The sequence below is a fragment of the Desulfobaculum sp. SPO524 genome (assembly GCF_044987625.1).
Lineage (GTDB): Bacteria > Desulfobacterota > Desulfovibrionia > Desulfovibrionales > Desulfovibrionaceae > Desulfobaculum.
This window is the reverse complement of sequence record NZ_JBJDSB010000001.1, coordinates 471,684-495,103: the sequence shown is the minus strand read 5'-3', so window position 1 is coordinate 495,103 and position 23,420 is coordinate 471,684. Positions and strand designations below refer to the sequence as shown.

Genomic DNA, 23,420 nt, shown 5'->3' with positions numbered 1-23,420 from the left:
CCATGCCCCAGCAGTCCATCCGGCTGGAGAGCCTGAGCGACACCGTGGTGCAGGCCTATTTGTCCTTCCCACAGCGCAACGAGTTCCTGCCCGTTGGCATGGACGGTGACGCCGTGACCGTGTGGGTGCTCAAGGACCGCGCCCTTGTGCAGGCGGACTACCTGAGCTGGATGCTGGGTATGGGCCTGCGCACCGAGGTGGTGGCGGAGGAAGCGTTCTATCCCGCGCTGGAGGAAGCCCTGTCCCTGTGGGAGGAGGAGGGCGAGCAGAGCGAGGAGGACGGCGACCTTGACGCCGCGTCGGACAGTCAGGAACTCCTTGGCTGGGGGCACGACGATGCGCCCATTGTCCGGCTGGTGAACAAGGTCATCCAGCAGGCGGTGAGTCAGGGCGCGTCGGACGTGCATGTGGAGGCCAGCGAGGGCCGCTTTCTTATCCGGTTCCGCCTCGACGGCGTTCTGCACACCGTGCGTCAGTTGGACCGGCGGCTGCAATCCACCGTGCTGGCGCGCATCAAGGTCATGGCCGAGATGGACGTGGCCGAAACGCGCGCCCCGCAGGACGGACGCATCCGCGTGAAGGTGGGGCACAAGGACGTGGACATCCGCGTCTCCACCGTGCCCACCCTCAAGGGCGAAAAGGCTGTCCTGCGTATTCTGGACCGGTCCAAGACCATCCTGTCCCTGCCGGACCTTGGGTTGCAGGGGGAGGACCTTGTGCAGTTCCGGCAGGTGGTGAGCGCGCCCCACGGTATTGTCCTTGTCACCGGCCCAACGGGCAGCGGCAAAACCACCACCCTCTACGCCGCGCTGTCGGAGCTGGTCAGCGAGGCCAGCAATATTATGACCGTGGAAGACCCGGTGGAATACAACCTTGAGGGCGTGAATCAGGTGCAGGTGAACCGCGCGGCGGGCGTGACCTTTGCCGGAGCCATCCGCGCCTTTTTGCGGCAGGACCCGGACATCATCCTCGTGGGCGAAATCCGCGACGAGGAAACCGCCAGCACCGCCATTCAGGCATCGCTCACCGGGCATCTTGTTCTGGCGACCCTGCACACCAACGACGCGGCAACCGCAGTGACGCGCCTGCTGGAGATGGGCATTGAACCGTTTCTTGTGGCGTCGTCGGTGTCCCTTGCCATGGGGCAGCGCCTTGTGCGCCTCAACTGCCCCGAGTGCGCCGCGCCCCGGCCCATTGAGGAAGAAACCAAACGCCTGCTTGGCGAGGCCGGGAAGGATATTGTGGAGCAGCAGGTGAGTCAGGGGTGCGAGGCATGCATGCAGACGGGGTTTAAGGGCCGTCATGGCATTTTTGAACTGCTCCCCGTGGACGAAGGCCTGCGCGGGCTGATTCTTGGCAAGGCCAGCGTGGACCGCATTCAGGAGTATGCGCGCGCTGGCGGGCACCGCTCCATGCTGGAACATGGGCTTGAACTGGTGCGGCAGGGACGGACCACGGTGGAGGAGGTCCTGCGCGTTACGCGTCTGTAGCGCGGCGTGTTGCCGCGCGCACCAGCGCGGTGACGGCGAAAAGCAGCGCCGCAAACGCGGCCAGCCCCCACGCCGGGGAAAGAATGTGATAGCGTCTGCCGTATTCGGCCACGGTCCAAAAGGTCGCGGGCTGAAGAAAGGACAGCACCATATGCCGTGTTCCGTCGATGAGGGGGAACACGGCATAGTCATTTCCGGGCGCGGCGTAGGGGATGAGGCGGCCCGTCAGTCCCGCCCACAGGCCAAGGAGCAGGGTAAGGCCCCACAGTCCGGTCCCCATGGCGCGGGCTGGCTGGCTGGCGCGCGCCGGGCGGGTGCTGGCCCAGCGCCACAGCATCACGCCCATGGCTACGCCAAGAAGATTCAAAATGCAGTCGTTGCTATCGAGGTATTTGGTGTACTGTGGAAACAGGGCGTACTGCAGGGCTTCGTCCACGCACCCCGCCAAGGCGCCCAGCAGCATGGCCGCCACGGCGTCCTGACACGCCAGCATAAGCAGCAGGCCAAGCAGGGCGTATTGCGGGTAGTGGACGCGCTCAATATTGGTGACCACCAGCAACGCGTCGGTAAGGGCCACAAGGGCGAGAAGGATGGCCCATGCGCCAACCTCGCGGTGGCCGGGCGCACGGCCAATGCGCAGGCGGGCCAGTACAAGCAGGGCGAGGAAGGCAAGGCTTGCGGCATGGAGGGCGGCCTCCATGACCGAGCGGCCAAACAGGGAAAAGATGCGGCCGTACAGCGTGCTTGCCGTGTCGTGCCCGAGGGTGACGGCAAGCCAGTACGTGGCGGCGCACAGCAGCCACAGGAGGGCGGAATGGGCAGGACGACGATGCGGTGTCTCGGGCATCCGGCGCGGCTCCTTGCGGTGCTGGTGTTGTGCGTTTGTGCAGGGTGTGCGGGGCGTAGTGCCCCAAAGACCATGATACCCGACGACGCCCCCGGGGCCAAGCAGGCGGCGGAAAACATCCGGGCCGTTTTGGATGTTGCCGGGGACAATGCCCCGGAGCTGCGGCGGTTTCTGAGCCGGTACGAGCCTGGTTCCCGGCAGCGGCGCGCCGCGTGGTTTCTGGTGGCCAACCTGCCGCCTGCCGACGCCATGACCATGGACGAGGCCGCCCTTGCCGAGCACGTGGACTACGCCTTCATCGCCCGCCGCGCCATGCCGTGGGGACCCTCCGTACCGTGGGATATCTTCTTGCGCTATGTCGTCCCCCACCGCGTCACGCAGGAGCCGGTTCAGCCGTACCGGCGGGAATTTTTCAGCGCGCTGGCTCCCCTTGGCGTCCTAAGCGGCGACATGCGCCGCGCCGCGCTGTCCCTGAACCAGTGGGTGTTCACTCGCGCGGCCTACGGGCCGTCCTCGCGCCGCGACCAAGGCGTGCAGGATACCTTGGCGCGCGGGGCCGGGCGGTGCGAGGAACTTTCGGCCCTGCTTGTTGCGGCGTGCCGGTCGCTCAGCATTCCCGCGCGACCATGCCTTGTGCCCGCATGGCGGCATGACGACGGCAACCATATGTGGGTTGAGGTCTGGGCCGCCGGGGGCTGGTGGCCCCTTGGCGCGGGGGAGATTGACGCGGACTTTGGCGTTGGGTGGTTCCTGAAACCCGCCCTTGCTGCGCCCATCGTGTTGGCCCCGGCCTACGGCCATGGCCCGTCGGACGAGCCGCTCTACGCCCAAAAGCGTTCCTGCGACATATATAACCGCACCCATGAATACACTCCGCCCGGAGATGTGCTCCTCAGTGTGCGGGGCGGTGACGGGCCTCTTGGCGGCGGCACGGCGTATGTGTTTGTGGTGAATGGCGGCGGCTTGACGCGCGCGGCGCGGGTGGTGCTGGATGAGGACGGCGAGGGGCGCATCACCCTTGGCGGCGGCGATTATCTCATTGGCGCGGGGCGCGGCGGGCATGTGGCCTACGCATGGACTTCGGTCACCCCGGACGAAGCTGTGCAGGTGCACCTTGACCTTGCGCGCGGCGGCGTGCCCGAGGGCGGGCGCTGGGCGCGCTTTCCCCGCTATGCGGAGGTGGAACAGCATTTTTCCGGTATGCACGAGAGCATTAAGGCCCAGCGCAAGGAGGCGACAACTTCCGCCGAAACCCGCCGCATGAGCGAACTTGGCGCGTTTGCGGGCATTTCTGCCGCCGTGATGCAGCGGCGCAGTGTGCCCGGCAGCGAGACCGCCCTTGAGGTGGTCCGCGCCGCCGGGCGCGACGGGTACGAGGTGCTCCGCGCGATCATCATGGCGGCCAGCACGCCCACCGTCCCCCTGCGCGAGGCGCTTGAGCACATGAGCCCCAAGGATCTTGTGGCCATGCGGCCCGAGGAGGCCGAAGCCGAGGCCCGCCTTGCGCGCGATGCGTGGCAGCGGGCGGGGCATCCTGCCATGGATGACCTGTTCCGGGATTATGTCCTCAGTGGCCGCGTGGCGGATGAGCCGCATTCGCATTGGCGGCGGTTGCTGGCGGAGCGTTTTGGTTCCAGCGGGATGTCGGCCCTTGGCGCGGCGCGGCGCGTGGCGCGGGGCAGTGCGGCCCTTGCCGTAACGCCGGATACGGTGCTCGGCCCGCCACTGACGCCGATGCAAAACGCCGCGTCCGGCCTTGTGACCAGCGAGGCGGAGCGAGCTGTCTTTGCTGTGGCGGCGTTGCGGAGCCTCGGCGTGCCCGCACGCGTGGACCGCGACCTGCCGTGGGTGGAATTCCACGACGGCCGCGCGTGGCGGCCCTTGTATCCCCAGCATGCCTCGGGCGTTGGCGATACCTCGGCCGAGCCCCGCGCCAAGGCGTGGTACGAGGAGCGGGGCGAATTGGAAATCCGCTTTGCCGCCGGTGGCCGCGCCCTTGATGAAAGCGCGCTGGCCTACGGGCGCGAGTTTGCCGTGGCCGTCATAAAGTCCGACGGCGACATCAGGCGGCTGGAAAATCCCAAACTGCGGCGCGACCCGGAGCGCGGCAGCGTGCATGTGGCGCTGTCCGCCGGGCGGTATGTTGTGACGACGGTAAGCCGCGATGTGACGGGACAGCCCTATCTGCGCTTGCGCCTGCACACAGTACGCCCCGGCGAGGCGACCATCGTCCGCCGGACGCTGGACCATCCGCCGCCAGAGGGTGAGGACGGACAATAACGCTGCAGAGGCGCCCAAACCGACGCGCCCGCATTTTCCGGCTGTCCGGAGAATGCGGGCGCGGTTGCGTTTGTAGGGGGGCTAGCGGACCAGCGTTGTCAGGTCGAAGATGGGTTCAAGGATGGCGACCACAATAAAGGCGATGACAAGGCCCACGCACAGGATGAGCAGCGGCTCCGCCAGCGCCACGATGCGCCGTAGTACGTTGTCCACCTCGCGCTCCATGATGCCCGTCACGCGCGAGAGAAAAGGCCCAAGCTGGCCGGTGCGCTGGCCCGAGGCAAGGGTGAGGATGTACACATCCGGAAAGATGCCCTGCGCCTCCAGCACCTTGTCCAGCGGGCGGCCCGCCGCCACTTCGGCCCGGGCCTCCATGATCTTTTCCTGCAAAAATGCCGAGGACACCGCGCGGGCGGAGCTTTCCATGGCCTGCACCAGCGGTATGCCCGCCTGAATCTGAAACCCCAGCAGGCCAGAAAAACGCGCCAGCAGAAACTTCTGCACCACCGGGATGCGCCATGTTTGCCGCGAAATAACGCGGCGCATGGCCGGGAAGCGCCGGTACGCCGCCATCAGAAGGAGCGCGAGCACAAGGGGAACCAGCAGGACCGACGCGCCAAGGGACTCCATCATCCGCCCAAGGCTCAGCAGAAACGCCGTGGTGGCGGGCAGATCATTGCCCGAGGCCTGAAAGATGGACGAAATCTTGGGCAGGACATTGGCCAGCAGAAACCACACCGCGCCAAGGCCCACGCACAGGATGACACCGGGGTAGGCCATGGCCGTGGCAAGGCGTCCCTGCACTTCGCCCCGGCGTTCCTCGTTGCGGGCCACCTGTTCCAGCACCGCGCCAAGGCGGCCTGTGGTTTCGGCCACGCGAATCATCCCTACATACACCGCCGGGAATTGGCGGGGGTAATCCTCTAAGGCGTTGGAAAAGGGGGTGCCCTGTTCCACCTTGTCGCGGATGTCCAGCCAAATGCGCGAGCTTTTGCCCGTTGCCATGCGTCCCACAAGGTCCAGCCCGCGCGCGAGGGAGTGTCCGCTCTGGATGAGAATGCCCAGATAATAGAACGATTCGGACAGCCGCACCCGCGCCGCCGGGACAAGGCGCGAAAAAAGCGACCCGCGCCGCGGCGCCGCGCTGTCCGCTACCGGGGCGAACTTCAGCGGCGTCAGCCCCTTGTCCCGCAGGAGCGTCATGGCGCGGGCGGAACTGTCCGCCTCAATGTAGCCCTTGGCCTTTTTGTTGTCGGCGTCCACGGCGGTGTACTGGTATGTTGGCATGAAAATGACCCGTTCTTTGATGTATTTCGAAGAGTTGTTGACAGAATCCCCATGCATCGTCGTATGATGGATAGGCTCAGGTCTGTCCATCGTCTGGATGATTCGCCTGCATCGTGTGCTTCGTCTTCTGTCGAGAGTGAGACACTGCTTATGCCTAGTGTAGAGTACATGGTTTTCTCGAATATTGGCAAGGCTCTGATGGATTTCCACAGGAGGCTCAGTTGCGCGCGGACATAAAGGGCATGCTGCTGGTGGCGTGCGCTGTGGCCGTGTTTGCGGCGGCCTTTGGCGTGCGGGCCATGGATGTATCCAAGTGGAATTCTTCCGAGGCCTACCGTGTGGACGGGGAGCGTATCCTGGCCACGCACGACGCCTACGCGTGGCTGGCTGGCGCGCGCGGCGTGGGGCTGGGCACCGGTTCGCCCCTTGCGCGGCTGGCGCGGGGCGTCTCCGCCGCCACAGGCGCGTCCATGGAGACGGTGGCCTTTTGGGCGCCTGCCGTGGCCGCTGGGCTGGTTGCCGTGGTCACCGCCCTGTGGGCCGTAGCCCTTGGCGCGCCCGAGGCCGCGCTGTGCGCGGGGATGCTCGCCACCATTGCGCCGGGCTATTACATGCGAAGCCGCCTCGGGTACTACGATACCGATATGGTGACCCTGCTCTTTCCCCTGCTGCACGGCGTATTGCTGAGTCTGTGGCTGCGACCGTGGCTGCGTACTCCCCTTGACCTCGTGCGGCGTGGCCGCTGCGGGGATGCCCCGGCGGATGCGCCCGGCCCTCGCGAGACCCTTGCGTGGCCCGTGGGCATCGGCCTTGCCGCCGTCGCCTGCGGCGGGCAGTGGCACCATAATATTCCCGACTATTACGCCATGGCCTATCTGTTGGCCGCTGCGCTTGTTGTGCTGCTTGGGCGGCGCGGCGCGCGGCGGGGGCTGGTCCTGGGGCTGGTGCTCCTCGGCATGACGGCGTTTTTTGGCGTGTGGGGCGCCGTCACCGGGGCGGGGCTGGCCGCCGTGCTGTGGACTTCGCCCCGGTGGCGGCGCGCGGCGACGGCGAAGTCCCTGCCCCTGACGCTGGCCCTTGTTGCGGTCATGGTGCTGGCGCCTGATGTGCGCGGCCTTGGCGCGTCCGTGGCGGACAAGCTGCTGCTCTATGCCAAATCCTCCGCCGTGGATGTGTGGGATGCCGCCCAGCATGGAGACAACGCCTCGTCCAGCGGGGCTGGTCCGGCTTACCCCAACGTGGTGCAGAGCATCATTGAGGCGGGCAACGTGGACCCGATGGAAGTGCTGGGTCGCCTTGGTGGCAGTGCGTGGTACGTTGTGTCCGGACTGTGCGGATTCGCATTGGTTCTCATTGCCCGTCCGGGCGCGGTGTTTCTTGCCCCGCTTGCGGCTATGCCGTTTTTGGCGGTGCGGTTTGGCTCTCGGTTTGCCATGTTTGGCGGGCCTGTGGTGGCGCTTGGGCTGGCTGTGGCCGTGGTGTGGCTGGCGCGGCAGTGCATGGGCAGGCGCCGGGGGGTGGGGGCTGTGGCTCTTGCGGCCTCGCTGTGCGTTGGCATTGTGGTGTTTGTCCCTGCGGTGCGGGGGTATGCCACCCTTGGTGTTTCCCCGGTGATTGACGCCCCCCACGGCAAGGCGCTGAAGGCCCTTGGCGAGTTTGCCCCGCAGGACAGCATGGTTTGGACGTGGTGGGACTATGGCTACGCCACCATGTACTACTCCGGGCGGATGACCTTTGCCGATGGGGGCCGCCATACCGGGCGCTATTTGTACCCGTTGGCCAAGGCGTTGACCACGCCCTCGCCGCAGCAGGCCGCGCAGATTATGCGTTTTGCCGCATTGGAGGATGACGAGCCGTGGCGGCGCTGGGATGACATGACCGCGCGGCAGGTGCGCGACATGATGCTGGGCCTCGCGCGCCCCGGCGCCGTGCCGCCTGCGGATGGCTCGCGCTATCTTGTGGTCACGTGGGAGAACCTCGCGCTTGCCTCGTGGATTACCTACTTCGGCACGTGGGACCCGGTTCTCGCCAGTGGCACGCATGGGCTGTGCCGCAGCCTGCGCCACGCGTTTACCGTGGATTTTGATACCGGCACCGTGGAGGTGCAGGGGCGGCGCTTCCGCGTTGCCACCGTGGACCAACTCACGCGCGAGGGGCGCGAGTTCCACGCCTATCCGGAAGCGAAGCTGCATTTGGTCATCAATGTCCCGGCCAGCCGCGCCTATGTGATGGACGACGCCACCTATGCCAGCATGCTGGTACAGCTGCTGCTCGTCCGTCCGGATTCGCCGCGTTTGGATGGGGCGCTCCGTCTTGTCTACGAAGGATTTCCCTACGTTCGTATTTATGAAGGATTGTAGAACGTCATGCGCATTGTGCACATAGGCAAGTATTATCCGCCGCGTCCGGGTGGCATTGAAAACTTCGTCGCGGACCTTGCGCGGGAGCAGGCGCGCTCCGGCCATGACGTGACGGTGCTTGTGCACGCAGGCAAGGAGCCGGGAGTGGGGCGGATGGTTATGGAGCGCGGGGTGCGCGTGCGCCGGGTGCGCAGCTATGGGCAGCTGGTCTATGCGCCCGTGGCACCGGGATTTGGCTGGGCCTTGTGGCGGACCCTGCGCCGCATCCGGCCCGACGTGGTGCATGTGCATATGCCCAATGTTTCGGCCTTTTGGCTGCTGCTGGGGCTGAAGGGGCGGCCCGTGGTGGTGCACTGGCACGCCGATGTTGTCCCCTCTGGCTTTGATGTGGGCCTGCGCGTGCTGTATCCGCTGTATAGGATTTTTGAGCGTGCTCTCCTGCGCCGCGCGGATGTGGTGGTGGCGACGTCCCAGCCGTATTTGGACTCCAGCGACGCCCTGCGCGGCGTGCGGCACAAGTGCCGCGTGGTGCCCCTTGGCCTGTCGCCGGAGCGTGTGGGCGCGGCCCTTGGCCCCACCGCAAATGCCGGCCGCACCGTGCCCGGTGAGGAGCCGCGGCCCATGATCTTTTCCGTAGGGCGATTTGCCTATTATAAAGGCTATGAGCATTTGGTGCGCGCCATGGTGGACGTGCCCGAGGCGCGCCTTGTTATCGCAGGTAGCGGTCCGCGCCACGAGGCCGTCTCTCGCCTTGTGGAGCAATATGACGTGCCGTGCCGGGTCTCCGCCCCCGGACACGTGGACGAGGTGGAACTGCGCAAGCTCTTTGCCATGTGCGACGTGTTTTGTCTGCCGTCCATTGAGCGGACCGAGGCCTTTGGGGTGGTGCTTTTGGAGGCCATGGCACACGCCCGTCCACTGGTGACGACAGCCATCCCCGGTTCCGGTGTGAACTGGGTGAACAAGCATGGCGAAACAGGGCTGGTGGTGCCGCCCGGCGATCCGGCCGCGCTGTCCGAAGCGCTGCGCTGGATGATGGCCCACCCCGAGGAGCGGCAACGGATGGGCGAGCGGGCGCGCAAGCGCTTTGTGGAGCAGTTCCACATTGTGGCGGTGCAAAAGGCCATGGACGATGTGTACTACGACGCTCTTGGGCGGGAATGGGTTCAGCGCGCAGAGGAGGAGGCATGAGGAGAGGGTCGCCGGGGGCGCGGCGCATGTGGTGGGCCGCGGCCTGCGTGCTCGCCATTATTCTTGGCATTGCCGGGTATGTGGACGACTGGCTGTTTTTGAGCACGCATGCGCTGTTTCGCTTCGAGGGCGCGCCGCTGTTGCACGCCACGGACGGCTATTTTTATCTGGAGCGGGCGCGGGCGGTGGCGCATGGCGCGTCAGCGTTGGGTGAGCCCTTGGTTTCAGTGCTGACGGCTTATGGCGCGCGGGTGACTGGCGCGCCGCTGGCGCTTGTGGCCAGCGTTGTGCCGCCGCTGTGCGGCGTGCTGACCGGCGCTGCGCTCGTGCTGTGGGGCCGGGCCCTGACGCGGAATATTTTTGCCGCGCTGGTGGCGGCGGTGGTGGGCATGAGCGTGCCGTATTGGCATGTGCGCGCCGGTGTTGGGTATGTAGATACGGACTGCTTGAACGTCTTCTTTGTCCTCTTTGGCAGTTGGCTGCTGCTGCGCTTTGTACGCAGTACCGGGCGGCGGCGCGTGGTGTGGCTGGCCGTACTTGGCGTGGTGCTGGCGCTGTTTGGCTGGTGGTGGCGGGCCGGGACGGCGGCGTGTGTCGGCCTGCTGGCCGTGACCTATGCCGCGTCCCTGCCGTGGACGCCGACGCGCGGGGAACGCGCGGTGAAGCTGGCTGTTGGCGGCGGTGTGGCTCTCGTGGCCCTGACGCTGGCGGTGTGGGGGCTGGAGCCGTTTCCCCAGTGGCTGGTGCGCTCCCTTGAGGACGCGGTGAACCATATCCGGTTGGTGATGCGGCAGGAGGGCGGCGTGTACCCCGCTGTGTCCGTCTCCATTGGCGAGTTGAAGCCGCCGGAGCTTGGGGAGTTTGTCACCTACGCCGGTGGGGGCTGGCTGACCATGGTCGCGGGCATCCTTGGGCTGGGGTGCGCTGTGTGGCGGCGCGGGGGCGCGTGCTTGTTTTTGCTGCCTGTGGCGGGGCTTGCCGCCATATCCGCCGTGTCCGCACGGTTTATGCTGTTTGTCGCGCCCCTCATTGGGCTGGGGTGCGGGGCGCTTGTGGCCGAGGCGTGGCAGGCCGCGCACGGGGCCGGCCGGTTTCAGCGCGCGGCGCAGGCGGCTTCTCTTGTCCTTGCCGTGGCGGTTGCCGCCGGGCCGGTTTCCGTGGCTGTACGCAGCGCCTCGCCGCCAGTGTTTGCCGGGCCAGAGGCCGTGCTGGCGTCGTTTATCGCCAAGGCGTCGCCGCGTTCGGCGGTGGTGTGGTCGTGGTGGGATTATGGCTACATGCTGCGCTATTTTTCAAAGCGCCCTGTGTATTTTGACGGCGGCAGTCAGGACCCGCTGCGGACTTTTACCGCCGGATGGGCGCTTATGGACCGTGACCCCGTGCGCGCGGCGCGGGTGATGCGCTTTTTCACGGCGCATGGTCCGGGGGCGCTGGGAACTTTGGAGGGCCGCGTGGGCACGCCGGCGCGCGCTGTGGCCCTGCTGCGCGAGGTCTTTGCGCAGGACGCCGATGTTGGCGCCGTGCTTGCCGCCTACGGCCTGCCGGATGACGCGGACATGCGCGACTATCTGTTCCCGGCGGCGGATGTTGTGGTCTATTTGCCCATGAGCATCCTCGAACGTACGCCGTGGATTGGCTACTTCGGCACGTGGGACGTGGCCGGAGGCGCGGGGGAGAAGGCCCGGTTCACGCAGCTCTCCAAGGCCGGGCATCAAGTCCTGACGGCCAGTGGGCGCGTGAGCGGGCTGGATGTGAGCAGTGAGCTTTCCGCCGTGGTGCATGCCGGGCGGCGGGGCGTTGGCGTGCGGCGCTATGACGCGTCGGGCGCGCCTGCGCTGGTGGATCTTGAGGCGCTGCCCCATTTTGTGTTGGTGGATGGCGCCATGTTGGAGAGCACCCTCTACCGCCTGCTGTTGGCGGCCCCGGATAGGACACGGGGCTTTCAGCCGCTGGCGTATGATTCCCGGTTTGGTGGCGTATGGCGGGTGAAGCAGGAATTCTGACGCGGCAGGGCGCCGTGAGCGACGAGAGCCGTCCGCTTCTGCTCCTTGGGTGCGCGGTTTTGGCCGTGTACGCGCTTGCCGTGGGCTACGCCCAGCATTGGCGTATGGCCAACGACAGCGCCAACTACGTGGAGCAGGGCCGCCCGCTTTTGCGCAATCTGGACGGCTACTATTTTTTGCGCCTTGCGCGGGAGCGGGCCGAAGGGCGCTACGCCCCTGTGGACGCCCTGCGCGGCGTGCGCCGCCCATCTCCGCCGCCGCTTTTGGCGGACGCCACCGTGCTGGTGCAGCGCGCAAGCGGCGCGTCGTGGGAGACCGTTGCCTACTGGATGCCCGCTGTGCTTGGCGTTTCCCTTGTGGCCGCATTGCTGGGCGCTGGGGGGATGCTGGGGAACCTGTGGATAGGTCTTGTGGCGTCCTTTGCCAGCTTTGCGGCGGGGTTTTGGATGATCCGCGCCGGGCCGGGGTTCTTTGACACGGATTGCCTGAATCCGGCCCTTGTCCTTGGCGCGGGGCTGTTCCTGCATGGTTTTGTGACAACCCCCGGACGCGGGCGCTGGGGCTGGGCCGCCGCGCTGGTGTGTGATGCGGTGGTGCTGGCCCTGTGGTGGGAAGCGTGGCCGTCGGTGCTGGCGCTGGTGGTTGTGGCCTACGCGCTGACCTTTCCGCATCCGGCGCATAGCTTTGAGCGTGGCGTCAAGCTGACGTTGGCCGCCGCGGTCACCGCCTGCGCCGGGTTTGTGGCGCTGTATGTGGCTGGGGTGGTGTCGTCCGGGCCGGACGTTTTGGTGCGTGTGGCGGAGCATGTGCGCCTTGTCCTGGGGCGCGAGGGGGCTGGATTTGCCTCGGTGACGCGTTCGGTACAGGAGCTTGGCGGCGTGGACGTGCGCGGCATGGGCGCGGCGCTGATGGGCAGTTGGGGCGCGTTGGTTTTGGCGGCGGCGGGCTGTGTGGTGGTGCTGGTGCAGCGTCCGCTGTTTGCCGTGTGTCTGCTCCCCTGCGCGGTGCTGGCCTGCGGCAGCGCTGTGTCCGCACGATTTTTCATCTTTGCTACGCCGGTTTTGGCTCTTGGGTACGGCGTGCTTGCGGTGCGCGCGGCGTCGCTGTTTCGGATGGCGCAATTTGCCCATGTGCCGGGCCTGCGCGAGGCGCTGTTTGCCTGCGGCTTTGTGGCCCTGCTGGCGCCGGGGCTGGTGCGCAGCGCCACGCAGTGGGTGTCGCCTGCACTCACCGCGCAGGACGTGGCGCTGGCCGAGTCCATGCGCACCCATCTGCCGGAGACGGTGCAGGTGTGGAATTGGTGGGACAGTGGCTACATGGTGCAGTACGCCTCGGGTCTTATGACCATGAGTGACGGTGGCCGCACCAGTCCGCGGCTGACGTTTGCGGTGGCCTACCCCTTGGCGGTGCGTCAGCCCCGGTTGGCCGCGCGGTGGATGCGCTTTGTGGCGGCACGGGGTGAAGGGGTGCTTGATATTGCCGACGAGGTGGCGGGGCGTGCCGGACGCGGTGTTGCCCTTGCGGAGCGGGTGCTTCTCGACCCTGCGGGCGCTGCGGATGTCTTTCGCCAGCGTGGGCTGGACTGGACGCCTCAGGCGCGGGACCTGTTTTTCCCCAAAGCGCCGCCGGTGGCGGTGTATCTGCACCGGGCCATGGTGGACACCGCCTACTGGTGGGAGCGCCTTGGCACGCGGCAGGCGCGCGCGGCGCGCGGCTTCGTCATTGACCGGCTGCCCCGCCATGGCCTGCACATAGACCGGGCAACTGGCGTGGCGCGGCGCGAGGGGCAGGGCACGCTGCGCATCGGGCATGTGGTGGACGTGCGCGCAGGCCGCGTGGACGTGGCGCGGACGCCGCATCCCGGCCCGGCCTGCGTGGTCTATCATGATGAAGGGATTGTCTATTTCATTCGCGCCAGCTTGTTCGACAGTGTGGGCTTTCGCCTGCTGTACCGCCCGGAGACGGTGCGGGAGTGGTTTACGCCCCTTAACGTCCGTCCCGGACGCGGCGGGGTGTGGCTGGTGCGGGAGGAGCGGTCATGACGCAGACGCCTCGCGAGCTTGTGGTCATCCCTGCCCACAATGAACAGGGCAGCGTGGGGCAGGTGGTACGCGCCATACGGGAGGGATTTCCCGATGTGGACATCTTGGTGGTGGATGACGCCAGCCTTGACGCCACTGGCGCCGAGGCGCGGGCCGCCGGCGCCGGAGTGGTGCGGCTTCCCCTCAACCTTGGCGCGTGGGGCGCTGTGCAAACCGGCATGCGCTACGCCGTCCGTCATGGGTATTCCCATGTGGTGACCATGGACGCCGACGGCCAGCACGAAGCGCAGGACATGCCCCTTGTTTTGGAGCTTCTGCGTTCCGGCGGGGCGGATGTGGTCATTGGCGCATGCGTGGAGCGGGGGAGCCTGTTGCGGCGCATTGCGTGGAGCCTGTTCCGCAAGGTGAGCGGGCTGCGCATTCGCGATGTGACCTCGGGCTTTCGCGGCTATGGTCCGCGCGCGGTGAAACTGCTGGCCTCGCCCGAGGCAACGCTTCTTGACTATCAGGACGTTGGGGTGCTGCTGCTTTTGCAACGCTCGGGGTGCCGGATAGTGGAGCGCAAGGTGCGCATGTGCCCGCGCGTGAACGGCCACTCCCGCGTGTTTGGCACGTGGCGCGTTATTGTCGTGTATATGGCGCTGAGTCTTGTTCTTGCTCTGACCCGGACGACCTATGGTGGCCGGGTTCGCGAAATGGTTTCCAAGGTCAAAGGGAGGTCCCGGTCATGATGAGCTATCAGCTGACCACGGCGCTTATCGGCATTGGGTTTGCGGTGTGTGTGCTGCTTCTTGTGGGGCGCGACAGGCTCCATACGCGCTACTCCTTGCAGTGGCTGGCGGCGGCGGGGGGCGTGGTGCTCTTTGCCATGGTGCCCCAGTTTGCGGACCGCGTGGCCCACGCCCTAGGCGTCTCGTACCCACCGACCCTTGTGCTGCTCCTTGCGCTCATACTGCTGGGGGTGAAGTGCCTCGTCATGGATATCGACCGCTCGCGGCAGGAGCGCGCCCTACGTCGCCTGACCCAGCAACTGGCACTGCTGGAGGGCGGACGGCAGGGCGAGGGCGATGGAAACTAACCGGTAGTGGACGCACTGAATCTTGGTGAGGCGCCTTGAAAGAGGCGCCTTTTTTCTTGCGTGGCGGGTGAAATGATTTGTGCAGGCATTTGAACATGTTGTGATGGGTGGTTGAGAAAAGTGTAAGGGTTTTAGTGTAATGCAGTAATGTGCTGTGATGTTGATGGTATACGAGGTGAAAAAAGAAAAAAATGCAGTGAGTGGCGGTTAAATGTTGCAGAGTGTGTTGAAGCACTGTGAAAAGTTCGATATTGTATGCGTTATGTGTAGGGTAGAGGTTGGTTTAGGTTGGCCGTTGCACCACTAGCTGTGAGGGGTATGGCATCAGGTGGAGAGTTTTGCAATCAAATTGAATGGTTTGGCTCTGTTCTCAAAGCCAAGAATTCAACACGCAAAGGAGAGGTGGCAATGAGGAAAAAATGGTTGGCATGGCTGCTCACTGTGAGCTTCATCACGATGGCCAGTGCCGCACTTGCGGGGGTACCCCCGTCCATACTGAACGGCACGAACTGGACCTTTACGGGCATTCAGTTCACGGCTGAAGGAAACGCGACGTCCACGCCCTCTGTCTTCTGGGGGCCGGACATCGAGTCCCTCGCCCCGAACGACAATCCCGTCTCCACAACCCAGACCAACGGCCTTGGTAACAGCTCCGTATCCGACGTAACGGTATGGAACTTTGCCGGGACGTCCTTTACGGACACCTCCGCTGGCGCTGTGGACTTTGCCGAAAACGCAACGAAGTGGTTTGGCGACGAGGTTGCCTTCTCCGACGACCCAGGCAACCTGACCGACGACAACTGGGACGGCAACAGCGCGTATAAGGGCCTTGACGGCGTCGTACGGCTGGCAAACGCCACCCAGAGCGTGGACAACACCACCGACTACTTCAACTATTACTTCATCACCAACGAAGACCAGAGCCTGTTCGCGGGCCTTGGCCGTTCGCCCATCGATTGCACGGCAACGGCGTTCCTGGACGGTCCGTCCATGGGTGTGCTGTTCCAGAACCAGACCATCACCAACAACACAACCTTCGGCTCCTCCACGTGGTACTACTACGCGTACGGCGCTGATGGTGATGGCGCGGGTGATGGCGTAGCCTACCTTGGCTCGCTGACCTTCGATGATGGCGCTTGTAAGCTGTACAAGTTTGACACCAGCGAAACTACCGGTTCCGCGGTGACGACGGAAACCTCGTTCAACAGCACCGTTTCCGACGGGTATGTTGAGGTGACCACCACTGGCACTGAGGAAATCAAGCTGTTCACAAAGGCGAACCTGAGCAAGAACGGCAAGATTCTGTCCGGATTTGCTCTGGATTCCACCAATCAACTCCTGTACGCCATCGCGCTGAAGGATGCCTCTGTGCTGGCTTCCACGGACTTTGATGACGACTCCAAGACCTTCGTCGGTATCGGCCAGGGCTTCTCCAGTGCGACCAACGCCACCGCGCAGGGCCGTATTGGTAAGTTCCTGCTCAAGGACAGCGAAGTGACCGACGGTAACGCCACCTTCGTGGGCTTTAACGCCACCTTTGGTGACAACGAAGGCGCCGACCTGTCCATGGCGGACATGGACGAGATGACCTGGAGCGTTGCAACATCCAGCAGCCTTGGCGGCGTGACCCATGGTAACGCGACCCTGCTCGACTCCGACGACAACTACTTTGCCCACTTCCTCGGCCGTAAGGTCGGCGATGTGGTCGCAGGGATTTGGGTCGCGGCCGGGACTTCCAACTCCACCACGGCGTATGGCGCGGCAGGCGACAGGACTCTCGGCCTGCAGATCATGACGGACCTCGGCTTTGTGGTGCCGCCCGCAACGGCGACCTCCACTGCCGACGTCAACACGATCTTAAGCAGCTTCGGCACGTTGGCTTCCGGTGTGGAGGTGAATGTCCCAACGGCTGTGGACATTAGCAACATTCCTAGCGACGCCAGTGCTGTGCTCAACAAGAGTTCTGATGATCTGGTGAGCCAGTTCGGCCTGAGCAGTGGGCAGGCGGTAACCAATCTGACCTCCTTCGTGGCAGCCTTGTCTGGTACTCCTGCAGCTGGCGAGTTGACGATCTTCGAGCGCACCATTGACGGTGCACAGGTCCACGGCAAGACGCCCAACACGCTTGGCACCTACACCAAGCTGTATACGGCCGCACGCGATGCGATAAGCGGAGGTTCCGCTGCCCAGACCGCGAACAGCACCAAGGCCTTCACCTACAACCCCGGTACATCGACCCTGGCAGAGGGACAGTATTGGCTGTCGTTCGAAGGTACGCCTTCGTACTTCATCCCGGCCAATTTCTCCCTGAATCAGGCCTTCGATTATACGTTGTACTTCACCATTGCAAACAATGGTGTGTATGATGCGGACACATCTACAGCGACTATCACTGACCCGAGTGGCTTCGTGTCCGGTACCACGTCCAGCTCCACGTCCTCCGATAGTGACAGCGACGGTGGCTGCGTGTTCAACCCGGCCGCTGCATGGAGCATCGAGTTCCTGCTGCTGCTTATCGCTCCTGCCGCATTCCTGGTGCGCCGGCGCATGAAGAAGTAGCTGACTCGGACCAATCCGTAACCTGAAACAGGCCGCCCGGCATATGCCGGGCGGCCTTCTTTTGTGCATTGGGATGTGCTGGCGGGGGCGCTGGAGGCAGGGCAGGCGCTTAGGCTGGCGCGCCGTCTGGCGAGTTGCGGGGCGCACTATCAAAAGCAGCGGCGCTGAGGCGGTGGAGGAAGGCGTCTTCGCTGAAGTCCTGCGCGCGCGTGGTGCAGGCCGGACGCATGGCGCGGGCGCGCTCTGGTGTCAGGGAGGAGACGGCTTCGGCAATGGCTGTGGGCGACGGGTCCGGCGGCAGGAGGATGCCGGTCTCGCCGTGGACGACGGTTTCCCGCAGGCCGCCTTCGTCCACGCCGATGACGGGTTTGCCTGCGGCCATAGACTCAACCGGCGACATGCCGAAGTCTTCGTCGCGGGGGATGTAGATGGTGGCGATGGCGCGGCCCATGAGGTCAACAAGCGCCGGTTCGTCAATCCATCCGGTAAAGCTGATATTGGGCGCATCTGCGGCAAGGGCGCGCAGGCGGGCTTCCTCCGGGCCGCCGGAGGCCACCACGAGGCGCCTCTCCGGCATGCCGAGAAAGGCGGTGACGATGCGGTCCACGCGTTTGAGGCCGTCAAGCCGCGCGCAGGACAGATAGTAGTCATCCTGCCCCCGCCACGGAAAGGCGCGCGTCATACACGGCGGGTGCACCACGTGGGCGTCCTGCCCAAGGTAGTGCAGCAGGCGCTGGCGGACATTTTCGGAGTTGGCCAGCACAACGTCCATGGCGCCGAGGGCGTCGGTGTAGACCCCCTTGAACCAACGCATGAAGGCCCGCATGGCCGGGCGCTGCCACGCAGGGGTGGCGGCAAGGGTTTCGCGGCGCAGGTCAAAGAGGATGCGCGGCGGGGTGTGGCAGTACAAAATTTTGCGTCCGCTGACGCTGGCATGGGCAAAGAGGCTGACCGTGCCGGTGAAGATGCCCCAGGGCGCGTCTTGCTGCGGCAGGTCGCAAAAGGCTTTGCGCAGCGCCGCGGTTTGGGAGAGGCGCGCCAGCAGCGGCGCGGCGCGAAAGGCGTCCAGATTGGTGATGGGGATGCCTTCAAAAGCGTCAACGGGAAAGGGGCGGACGTCCACATGCCCGGTGACGACGCGGGCCGCGAAGTGGCGGGCCATGAACAGGGCCACGCGCTCCCCGCCGCCGGGAAAGCTGAAAAAGTCGTGCAGGATGAGTGGCGCGGTCATGATTGCTCCAAGGCTGCGGTGAAGCCGTCCCACGTGAGGCGGGCGGTGCGCTCCCAAGTAAACTGCGCCGCACGGTCATACCCGGCCTCAATGAGAAGTTTCCGGTGGGCGGTGTCCTCCGCGATGCGCCCCATGGCCTCGCCAAGGCCCGCCGCGTTGTCTGGCGGGTCAAAATACACGGCGGCGTCTCCCCCGACTTCGGGCAGGCTGGCAGAGCGCGTGGTGATGACCGGGCATCCGCAGGCCATGGCCTCAAGAACCGGCAGCCCAAAGCCCTCGTAGGTGCTGGGCAGAACGGTCATGGTGGCGGCGCTGTAGGCTGTGGCGAGGGTTTCGTCGTCAATGTAGCCGAGGGGGATAACGCCGCCGGGAGGGCTGTCCTGCCAGCCGTCCCACCCGGCGACCACAAGGGGCAGGGAGAGACCGGCGGCGGCAAGGGCCCTTGGGATGACCTGCATATTCTTGCGCGGGTCGCCACTGCCCACAAAGAGGGCGAAGCGCTCCGGCAGGCCGTAGCGGGTCCGCAGGGCCGTGTGGGCGGAGTCCGGACGCGGAAAAAAAAGCGAGGTGTCGGGGGCAAGCGGCGTCACCCGTACGCGCTCGGCGGGGACGTCCGTCAGGGCGGTCAGCTCGTCCTTGGTGAACTGACTGATGGATAAAAACGCGTCAACGCCGTCAAGGCTCTTGGCAAAGTGTTTGTTGAAATACAGCACGCGCTCGCGCGGGTGATGCTCGGGAAAGCGGGCGAGGGACATGTCCTGCACCGTGAAGGCGGTGGCGCAGCCCGCTGCCGTGGCAAAGGGAAAGAACGCGGCCTCGTGGTACAGCGCGCAGCCCTCGGTCAAACGCCGGAATCGCCGCGCCCGCCGTGCGTGCAGGGCAAGGCGTATGGCGTAGGCCACGCGCGGGGGCAGTCGCCAGAACACATCCGCGAGGCGCGACCAGCTACGCAGGTTCTGCGGGCCTGCGGGCATGGTGCGGCGCAGTGCCTCGCCGTCAAAGTACAGGAACTCCGCTTTGCCGGAGTATTGGCGCTCCAGCTCTGTGTACAGGCTCCGCAGGTAGCGGCTGATGCCCGTGGCGATGTTGCACAGGGGGATGGCATTTACGACGATGCGTTGTGGTCTGGGCATGATGCGTCCTTGTGGGATGAGGCGTGGTGCGTGGCGGCGATGCGGCGCAGGCGCCGGGCCAGCCCGCCAAGAAGCGCCGTCATGAGCGCGGCTTCCGTGGCGATGGTGGCATAGGCGGCGCCGTGCGCGCCAAGGTCCGGGATGAGAAGGATATTCAGCGCGATGTTCATGATGGCCGCGCCGGCGGCGCATGCGGCGTAAAAGCGTTCGATGTTCAGAGCGATGGCGGCCTGCGTCAACAGTCCGGACGGCAGGATGAACAGCAGCGCGGCGAGAAGCAGGGGCAGAAGCCGCGCGGCTTCGTCGTAGCCCGGGCCAAAGGTCAGGCGCACAAGGGGGGCGGCAAGGGGCACGCCAAGGGCCAGCAGAATGCCGCCCGCGCCCGCAAGGGCAAGGCTGACCCCGGCCAGCAGGCGAAGAAAGGCGCGCGGCGCGTCCATGCACTGGCGTAGGGTGCGAAAACACACTACTCCCACGGGCGCGGCCAGCAGGATGATGCCGTCCAGAAAACGGTAGGCTGCGGCGTACTGGCCGGTTTCCGCCGCGCCGGAACCAAGGTGGCGCAGCAGCAAAATATCGCAGCGGTAGTAGATGGCGGTTGCGGCGTCCACGGCCATAAAGGCCACACACGCGGTGAACAGACTGCGCCGCATGCGGCGGCCAGTGCGCTGCCGCCCAAGGTGCCGTGGCCCAAGGTGACGCCGCATCATGACAAGCATCGGCGCAAGCCCCAGCCCCCACCCGGCAAAGACCAGCCACGGCGCGCCGGAGGCCCCAAGCAGGAGAACGCCGACAATGCCCACGGCGCTGGCGGTGCGGTAGGCGCTTTGCCACACGGCGTCGGCGTGAAAATCGCCCTTGGCGCGCAAGGAGGCGGAGACGAACACACAGGTCGTTTGCAGGCTCAGGCAGACAAGGGCCACAGCCGCGTGCCAGCCGTAGGGCGCGGGCGTGGGCAGGCACAGCGCCGCGCCAAGCACGGTGACAAGGACGACATGCCGTGTGGCCCGTCCCTGAAGCTCCGGCAGGCTGGCGGCGATATCCGGGCTTGGCCGCGCGCCTTCTCGGTAGAGCAGGGTCTTGAAGCCGCCGTCCTGCACAATGGCGAACAGCGCGCCAAGGGTGAGCAGGGCGGAGTAGTCTCCAAAGCCCTGTGGTCCCAGAAGCCGCCCCAGCACAAAGCTGAGGCCCATGGAGACGACGCCGACGTATCCAGCCGCGCCCCATTGGGCCAAGAGGGCGGTTTTAGGCGGCGCGCTCATGATGCGTCCTCATGGGGCTGTGGCGCGAACATGCCGCGCGTGCGCCATCCGGCCAGCGCCAGTAGGTAAAAGAGGGCGAAGGCAAGCATTTCCGCGCCGGGGAGGAATCCTGCGGCGCGGCAGAGGATGATGCCGAGGAGGGCCAGCCCTGCGGCGGCAAGGGCGCGGCGCGCCGGATGGGCGGCAATGTCCGGGGCAAAGCGCCGGGTGAGCGCCGCGCCCGCCATGGCGAGCAATATGGCGGCCCCGCCGCCGGAAAAGAGCGTGGCGGTGGCGTTTGGTCCCTGCTGAGCGATATGCACGCCGCTGCCCCCGGCAATGAGCAGCCCCGCGATGGCGCATCTCGTCGGCGCGGAGCGCCGCAGAAAGGCGCGGCGGACGCCGCGCAGGGCGCTGACGGGCGCGCCAAGGCCAAACCTGCCGGTTTTAAAGAGCGCATACATCGCAAGGCCTGCCATGGCGAGGATAAGAACATCCGTACTGATGAAGGGGAGCCCGGCGCGCCTTTGCCCGGCGTGTTCGTCAATGGGGCTGCGGCGCAGGTGGGGCGGCGTTTGGGTGATGATTTCCACCGCGTCCACGGCAAAGAGCGGATGCGGGCGCAGGGTGATGGCGGTTTCACCGGCGGCAAGGTGCATCTGCGCCGCATCCGCCCAGCCGCCGTTCCATGTTTTGCTTAACGGTAGCCCCGGAGTCGCCGTTGCGCCCTCAACGTGCAGGAGCTGCGCCGCAAGGGTTTTTGGGGTGTGGCTCCGTACGCCATACAGCTCAACGCGCGGCGGCGTAATGCCGAAAAATGGCTCGGCGCCAAGGTAACTGACGTCCACAGTAAGGGGGGAGCCGCCGCGCATGTGCGGGGCCGTGTCCTTCAGGGAGAAGGTTTCGCCCGGGGCAAGGGTGCGGCTGCCTCCGTCCGGCAGGTTGAGGGTGATGCGCGAGGGATAGGGCGCAAGTGGGGCGTGGAGTGTGTCCCAGCGCAGCGCCGTGACCTGCGGCGCGGTAAAGCGGACGCTGGTTGGTGGGACCATGTCCGCCGTAACCAGCAGTGCCCCGTTCTCCTGCCGGGCCACCCGTGCATGCGTGTGGTGGGGCATGACCAGCGTCTCCTGCCGCGTCCACCATTCGCGCGCGCCAAGGGGGACGGGTGAGTCCGCGCTTTCGGTCATGAGAAGCGGCGTCAGGAGCGCTGTTGTCCCGGCGGGGATGGGGAGGCCATCCTCCGGGATGGTGGTCAGCGTCGTGATGGCCTTTTGCGCCATATCGCCGGTTAGGGCGGTGAAGTGTGGCGGCAGGTCCAGCAGAGCGGCGGAGCCGTCCGTCGCCGTGGCATTGACGGCTGCTGGGATCGGGGCTTCCGGCCACAGGCCAAGGCGCCACAACGTGGCCGCGGGGCGCTCCTTTCGCAGGTACTGCGCGCGCCATATTTCGTCGTCCGTCAGGGAAAAGATGCTTTGGACGGGCATGGACACCGAACGCAGGAAGGGGGACGCGGCGCGGGGCGCTTCGGCCCATGTCTGCACGGCGTCGCCGATGGTTTTGTCCAGTGCGGGAATTTGTGCGGGCGTGAGGTCCAGCAGACGGATGCCCGTGACGGTGATGGCCTGCGACGGGGCGGGGCGCACGGTCAGCAACAGGTGCCGCAGGGTCGCATACGGCGACGTACTGGTGCCAAGGGCGTGGCGCAGGTCAATGAGCATGGTGGTACTGGCGACGCCGTGGGGCAGAAATTGCGCCGTCACCTCCCGACGCTGCCCGCTCAGGTCCATGGCATGGAAGGACAGCGTGCGCTCGGCGCTGGAGCGCGCCGCCGGGGAATCCGCCGGATAGAAGAGCAGAACCTCCATGACGGTGACGCGCTGTGGCCGCAGGTGCCGCGCCCGCAGGGCGGGGCGCAGGTTCAGCGTGGTGACGGTGCTGTCGCCGATGGTGGTGTCCTGCCGCGTGACCTCGTCGGAGTAGAGGAACACATCGCGCCCCGGGGCGGCGTTGGTGTTCAGGGAAAACTGGATGGACTTGGGCTCCTCCCCGCGCGGGGAGCGCAGGCGCAGCAGGCCGCCGTCGGTGACGGGAATGTCCACGCGCCCTTGCAGAACCATATGCTGGCCGTCAAACGTGCGCCGCCAGCCGCCGGATGCGCCAAGTCCCAGCTCCCGGCGCACCAGATAGAGCGTGTCCTTTTTGCCGAGGGTGGCGGGGACGATGCTCACGCGTCGCGTCGGCTTTTGTGTGGTGTCCAGTTCGTTTTCATACACGAGGGTAATGGGCGCGGTGTCCTGCGCCCCGTGCAGGCGGGCGCGCAGTTGAATGCTGGGCAAAGCCTGCGCGCCGTTGGAGGTCCATGTGACGGCAAGATAGGGAAGCCGCGCCACGGGGGCGGGGTCGTCCTTGAGGCTTATGCGCCACGTGGGGAATTGGCCGCGCTGTCCATTGATAATGGTGCGGGGGGCGCTGGTGAGAATACGGGAGTCGCGCACCACGTCGCGCTGGATGGTGCAGGGCGTGATGCGCGCGCGGACGAGGGCTGTGTGGTCCTCCTCAAGGGTGAATCGCCACGTGGCGGCGTTGGCGGCGCATGTCTCGGCGCGTGCGGGCGCGGCGCATGCGGCAAGAACAAGGGCGAGAACCGTGACGAGGGCGAGGCGCATGTGCTGCTCCGG

The 23,420-nt window shown here is 65.9% G+C and carries 15 protein-coding genes; 9 read left to right on the top strand and 6 right to left on the bottom strand.

Annotated elements, in window-relative coordinates; all coding sequences use genetic code 11:
- Positions 1-2: 2 nt before the first annotated feature.
- On the top strand, positions 3-1,490 hold the full coding sequence (locus tag ACI3L3_RS02060) for a GspE/PulE family protein (protein ID WP_404843430.1): 1,488 nt from the start codon (positions 3-5) through the stop codon (positions 1,488-1,490).
- On the opposite strand, the gene ACI3L3_RS02055 is transcribed toward ACI3L3_RS02060, so the two are convergent.
- On the bottom strand, positions 1,477-2,337 hold the full coding sequence (locus tag ACI3L3_RS02055) for a VanZ family protein (RefSeq protein ID WP_404843429.1): 861 nt from the start codon (positions 2,335-2,337) through the stop codon (positions 1,477-1,479). The two genes, ACI3L3_RS02060 and ACI3L3_RS02055, sit on opposite strands and share 14 nt — an antisense overlap.
- On the opposite strand from ACI3L3_RS02055, the gene ACI3L3_RS02050 reads away from it, so the two are divergent.
- Positions 2,305-4,617, top strand: a complete 2,313-nt coding sequence (locus ACI3L3_RS02050) for a transglutaminase family protein (protein WP_404843428.1) — start codon at positions 2,305-2,307, stop codon at positions 4,615-4,617. The two genes, ACI3L3_RS02055 and ACI3L3_RS02050, sit on opposite strands and share 33 nt — an antisense overlap.
- Before the next feature lie 81 nt (positions 4,618-4,698).
- On the opposite strand, the gene ACI3L3_RS02045 is transcribed toward ACI3L3_RS02050, so the two are convergent.
- Positions 4,699-5,904, bottom strand: coding sequence for a type II secretion system F family protein (locus tag ACI3L3_RS02045; RefSeq protein WP_404843427.1), 1,206 nt, complete (start codon positions 5,902-5,904; stop codon positions 4,699-4,701).
- A gap of 221 nt (positions 5,905-6,125) precedes the next feature.
- Between ACI3L3_RS02045 and ACI3L3_RS02040 the strand changes: the two genes are divergently transcribed.
- The 7 genes from ACI3L3_RS02040 (at position 6,126) to ACI3L3_RS02010 (ending at position 17,137) form a co-directional block, all read left to right on the top strand.
- Entirely contained in the window at positions 6,126-8,264 is a 2,139-nt protein-coding gene (locus tag ACI3L3_RS02040) for an STT3 domain-containing protein (protein WP_404843426.1), read from the top strand.
- A gap of 6 nt (positions 8,265-8,270) precedes the next feature.
- Entirely contained in the window at positions 8,271-9,455 is a 1,185-nt protein-coding gene (locus ACI3L3_RS02035; protein WP_404843425.1) for a glycosyltransferase, read from the top strand.
- Complete coding sequence (locus ACI3L3_RS02030; RefSeq protein WP_404843424.1) at positions 9,452-11,458, top strand: STT3 domain-containing protein; 2,007 nt, start codon at positions 9,452-9,454, stop codon at positions 11,456-11,458. The genes ACI3L3_RS02035 and ACI3L3_RS02030 overlap by 4 nt, the downstream gene beginning before the upstream one ends.
- A complete protein-coding gene (locus tag ACI3L3_RS02025) occupies positions 11,434-13,500 on the top strand; it encodes a hypothetical protein (RefSeq protein WP_404843423.1) in 2,067 nt (688 codons plus the stop codon). Before ACI3L3_RS02030 ends, ACI3L3_RS02025 begins: the two co-directional genes overlap by 25 nt.
- Positions 13,497-14,231 (top strand): glycosyltransferase family 2 protein, encoded by a 735-nt coding sequence (locus tag ACI3L3_RS02020; RefSeq protein ID WP_404843422.1) that lies wholly within the window; start codon positions 13,497-13,499, stop codon positions 14,229-14,231. The genes ACI3L3_RS02025 and ACI3L3_RS02020 overlap by 4 nt, the downstream gene beginning before the upstream one ends.
- Positions 14,228-14,578, top strand: a complete 351-nt coding sequence (locus ACI3L3_RS02015; RefSeq protein ID WP_404843421.1) for a DUF2304 domain-containing protein — start codon at positions 14,228-14,230, stop codon at positions 14,576-14,578. Before ACI3L3_RS02020 ends, ACI3L3_RS02015 begins: the two co-directional genes overlap by 4 nt.
- Positions 14,579-14,986: 408 nt before the next feature.
- Positions 14,987-17,137, top strand: a complete 2,151-nt coding sequence (locus tag ACI3L3_RS02010; RefSeq protein WP_404843420.1) for a hypothetical protein — start codon at positions 14,987-14,989, stop codon at positions 17,135-17,137.
- Between the two features lie 109 nt (positions 17,138-17,246).
- Here ACI3L3_RS02010 and ACI3L3_RS02005 read toward each other — a convergent pair whose 3' ends face one another.
- Genes ACI3L3_RS02005 through ACI3L3_RS01990 form a run of 4 tightly spaced genes read right to left on the bottom strand, consistent with a single transcriptional unit; the run spans position 17,247 to position 23,408 of the window.
- Positions 17,247-18,368, bottom strand: a complete 1,122-nt coding sequence (locus tag ACI3L3_RS02005) for a glycosyltransferase (protein WP_404843419.1) — start codon at positions 18,366-18,368, stop codon at positions 17,247-17,249.
- Positions 18,365-19,501: a glycosyltransferase family 4 protein gene (locus ACI3L3_RS02000; protein ID WP_404843418.1), complete on the bottom strand. Its 1,137-nt coding sequence runs from the start codon at positions 19,499-19,501 to the stop codon at positions 18,365-18,367. The genes ACI3L3_RS02005 and ACI3L3_RS02000 overlap by 4 nt, the downstream gene beginning before the upstream one ends.
- Positions 19,474-20,763 (bottom strand): oligosaccharide flippase family protein, encoded by a 1,290-nt coding sequence (locus ACI3L3_RS01995; RefSeq protein ID WP_404843417.1) that lies wholly within the window; start codon positions 20,761-20,763, stop codon positions 19,474-19,476. Before ACI3L3_RS01995 ends, ACI3L3_RS02000 begins: the two co-directional genes overlap by 28 nt.
- A complete protein-coding gene (locus ACI3L3_RS01990) occupies positions 20,760-23,408 on the bottom strand; it encodes a hypothetical protein (protein ID WP_404843416.1) in 2,649 nt (882 codons plus the stop codon). Before ACI3L3_RS01990 ends, ACI3L3_RS01995 begins: the two co-directional genes overlap by 4 nt.
- Between the last annotated feature and the right edge of the window lie 12 nt (positions 23,409-23,420).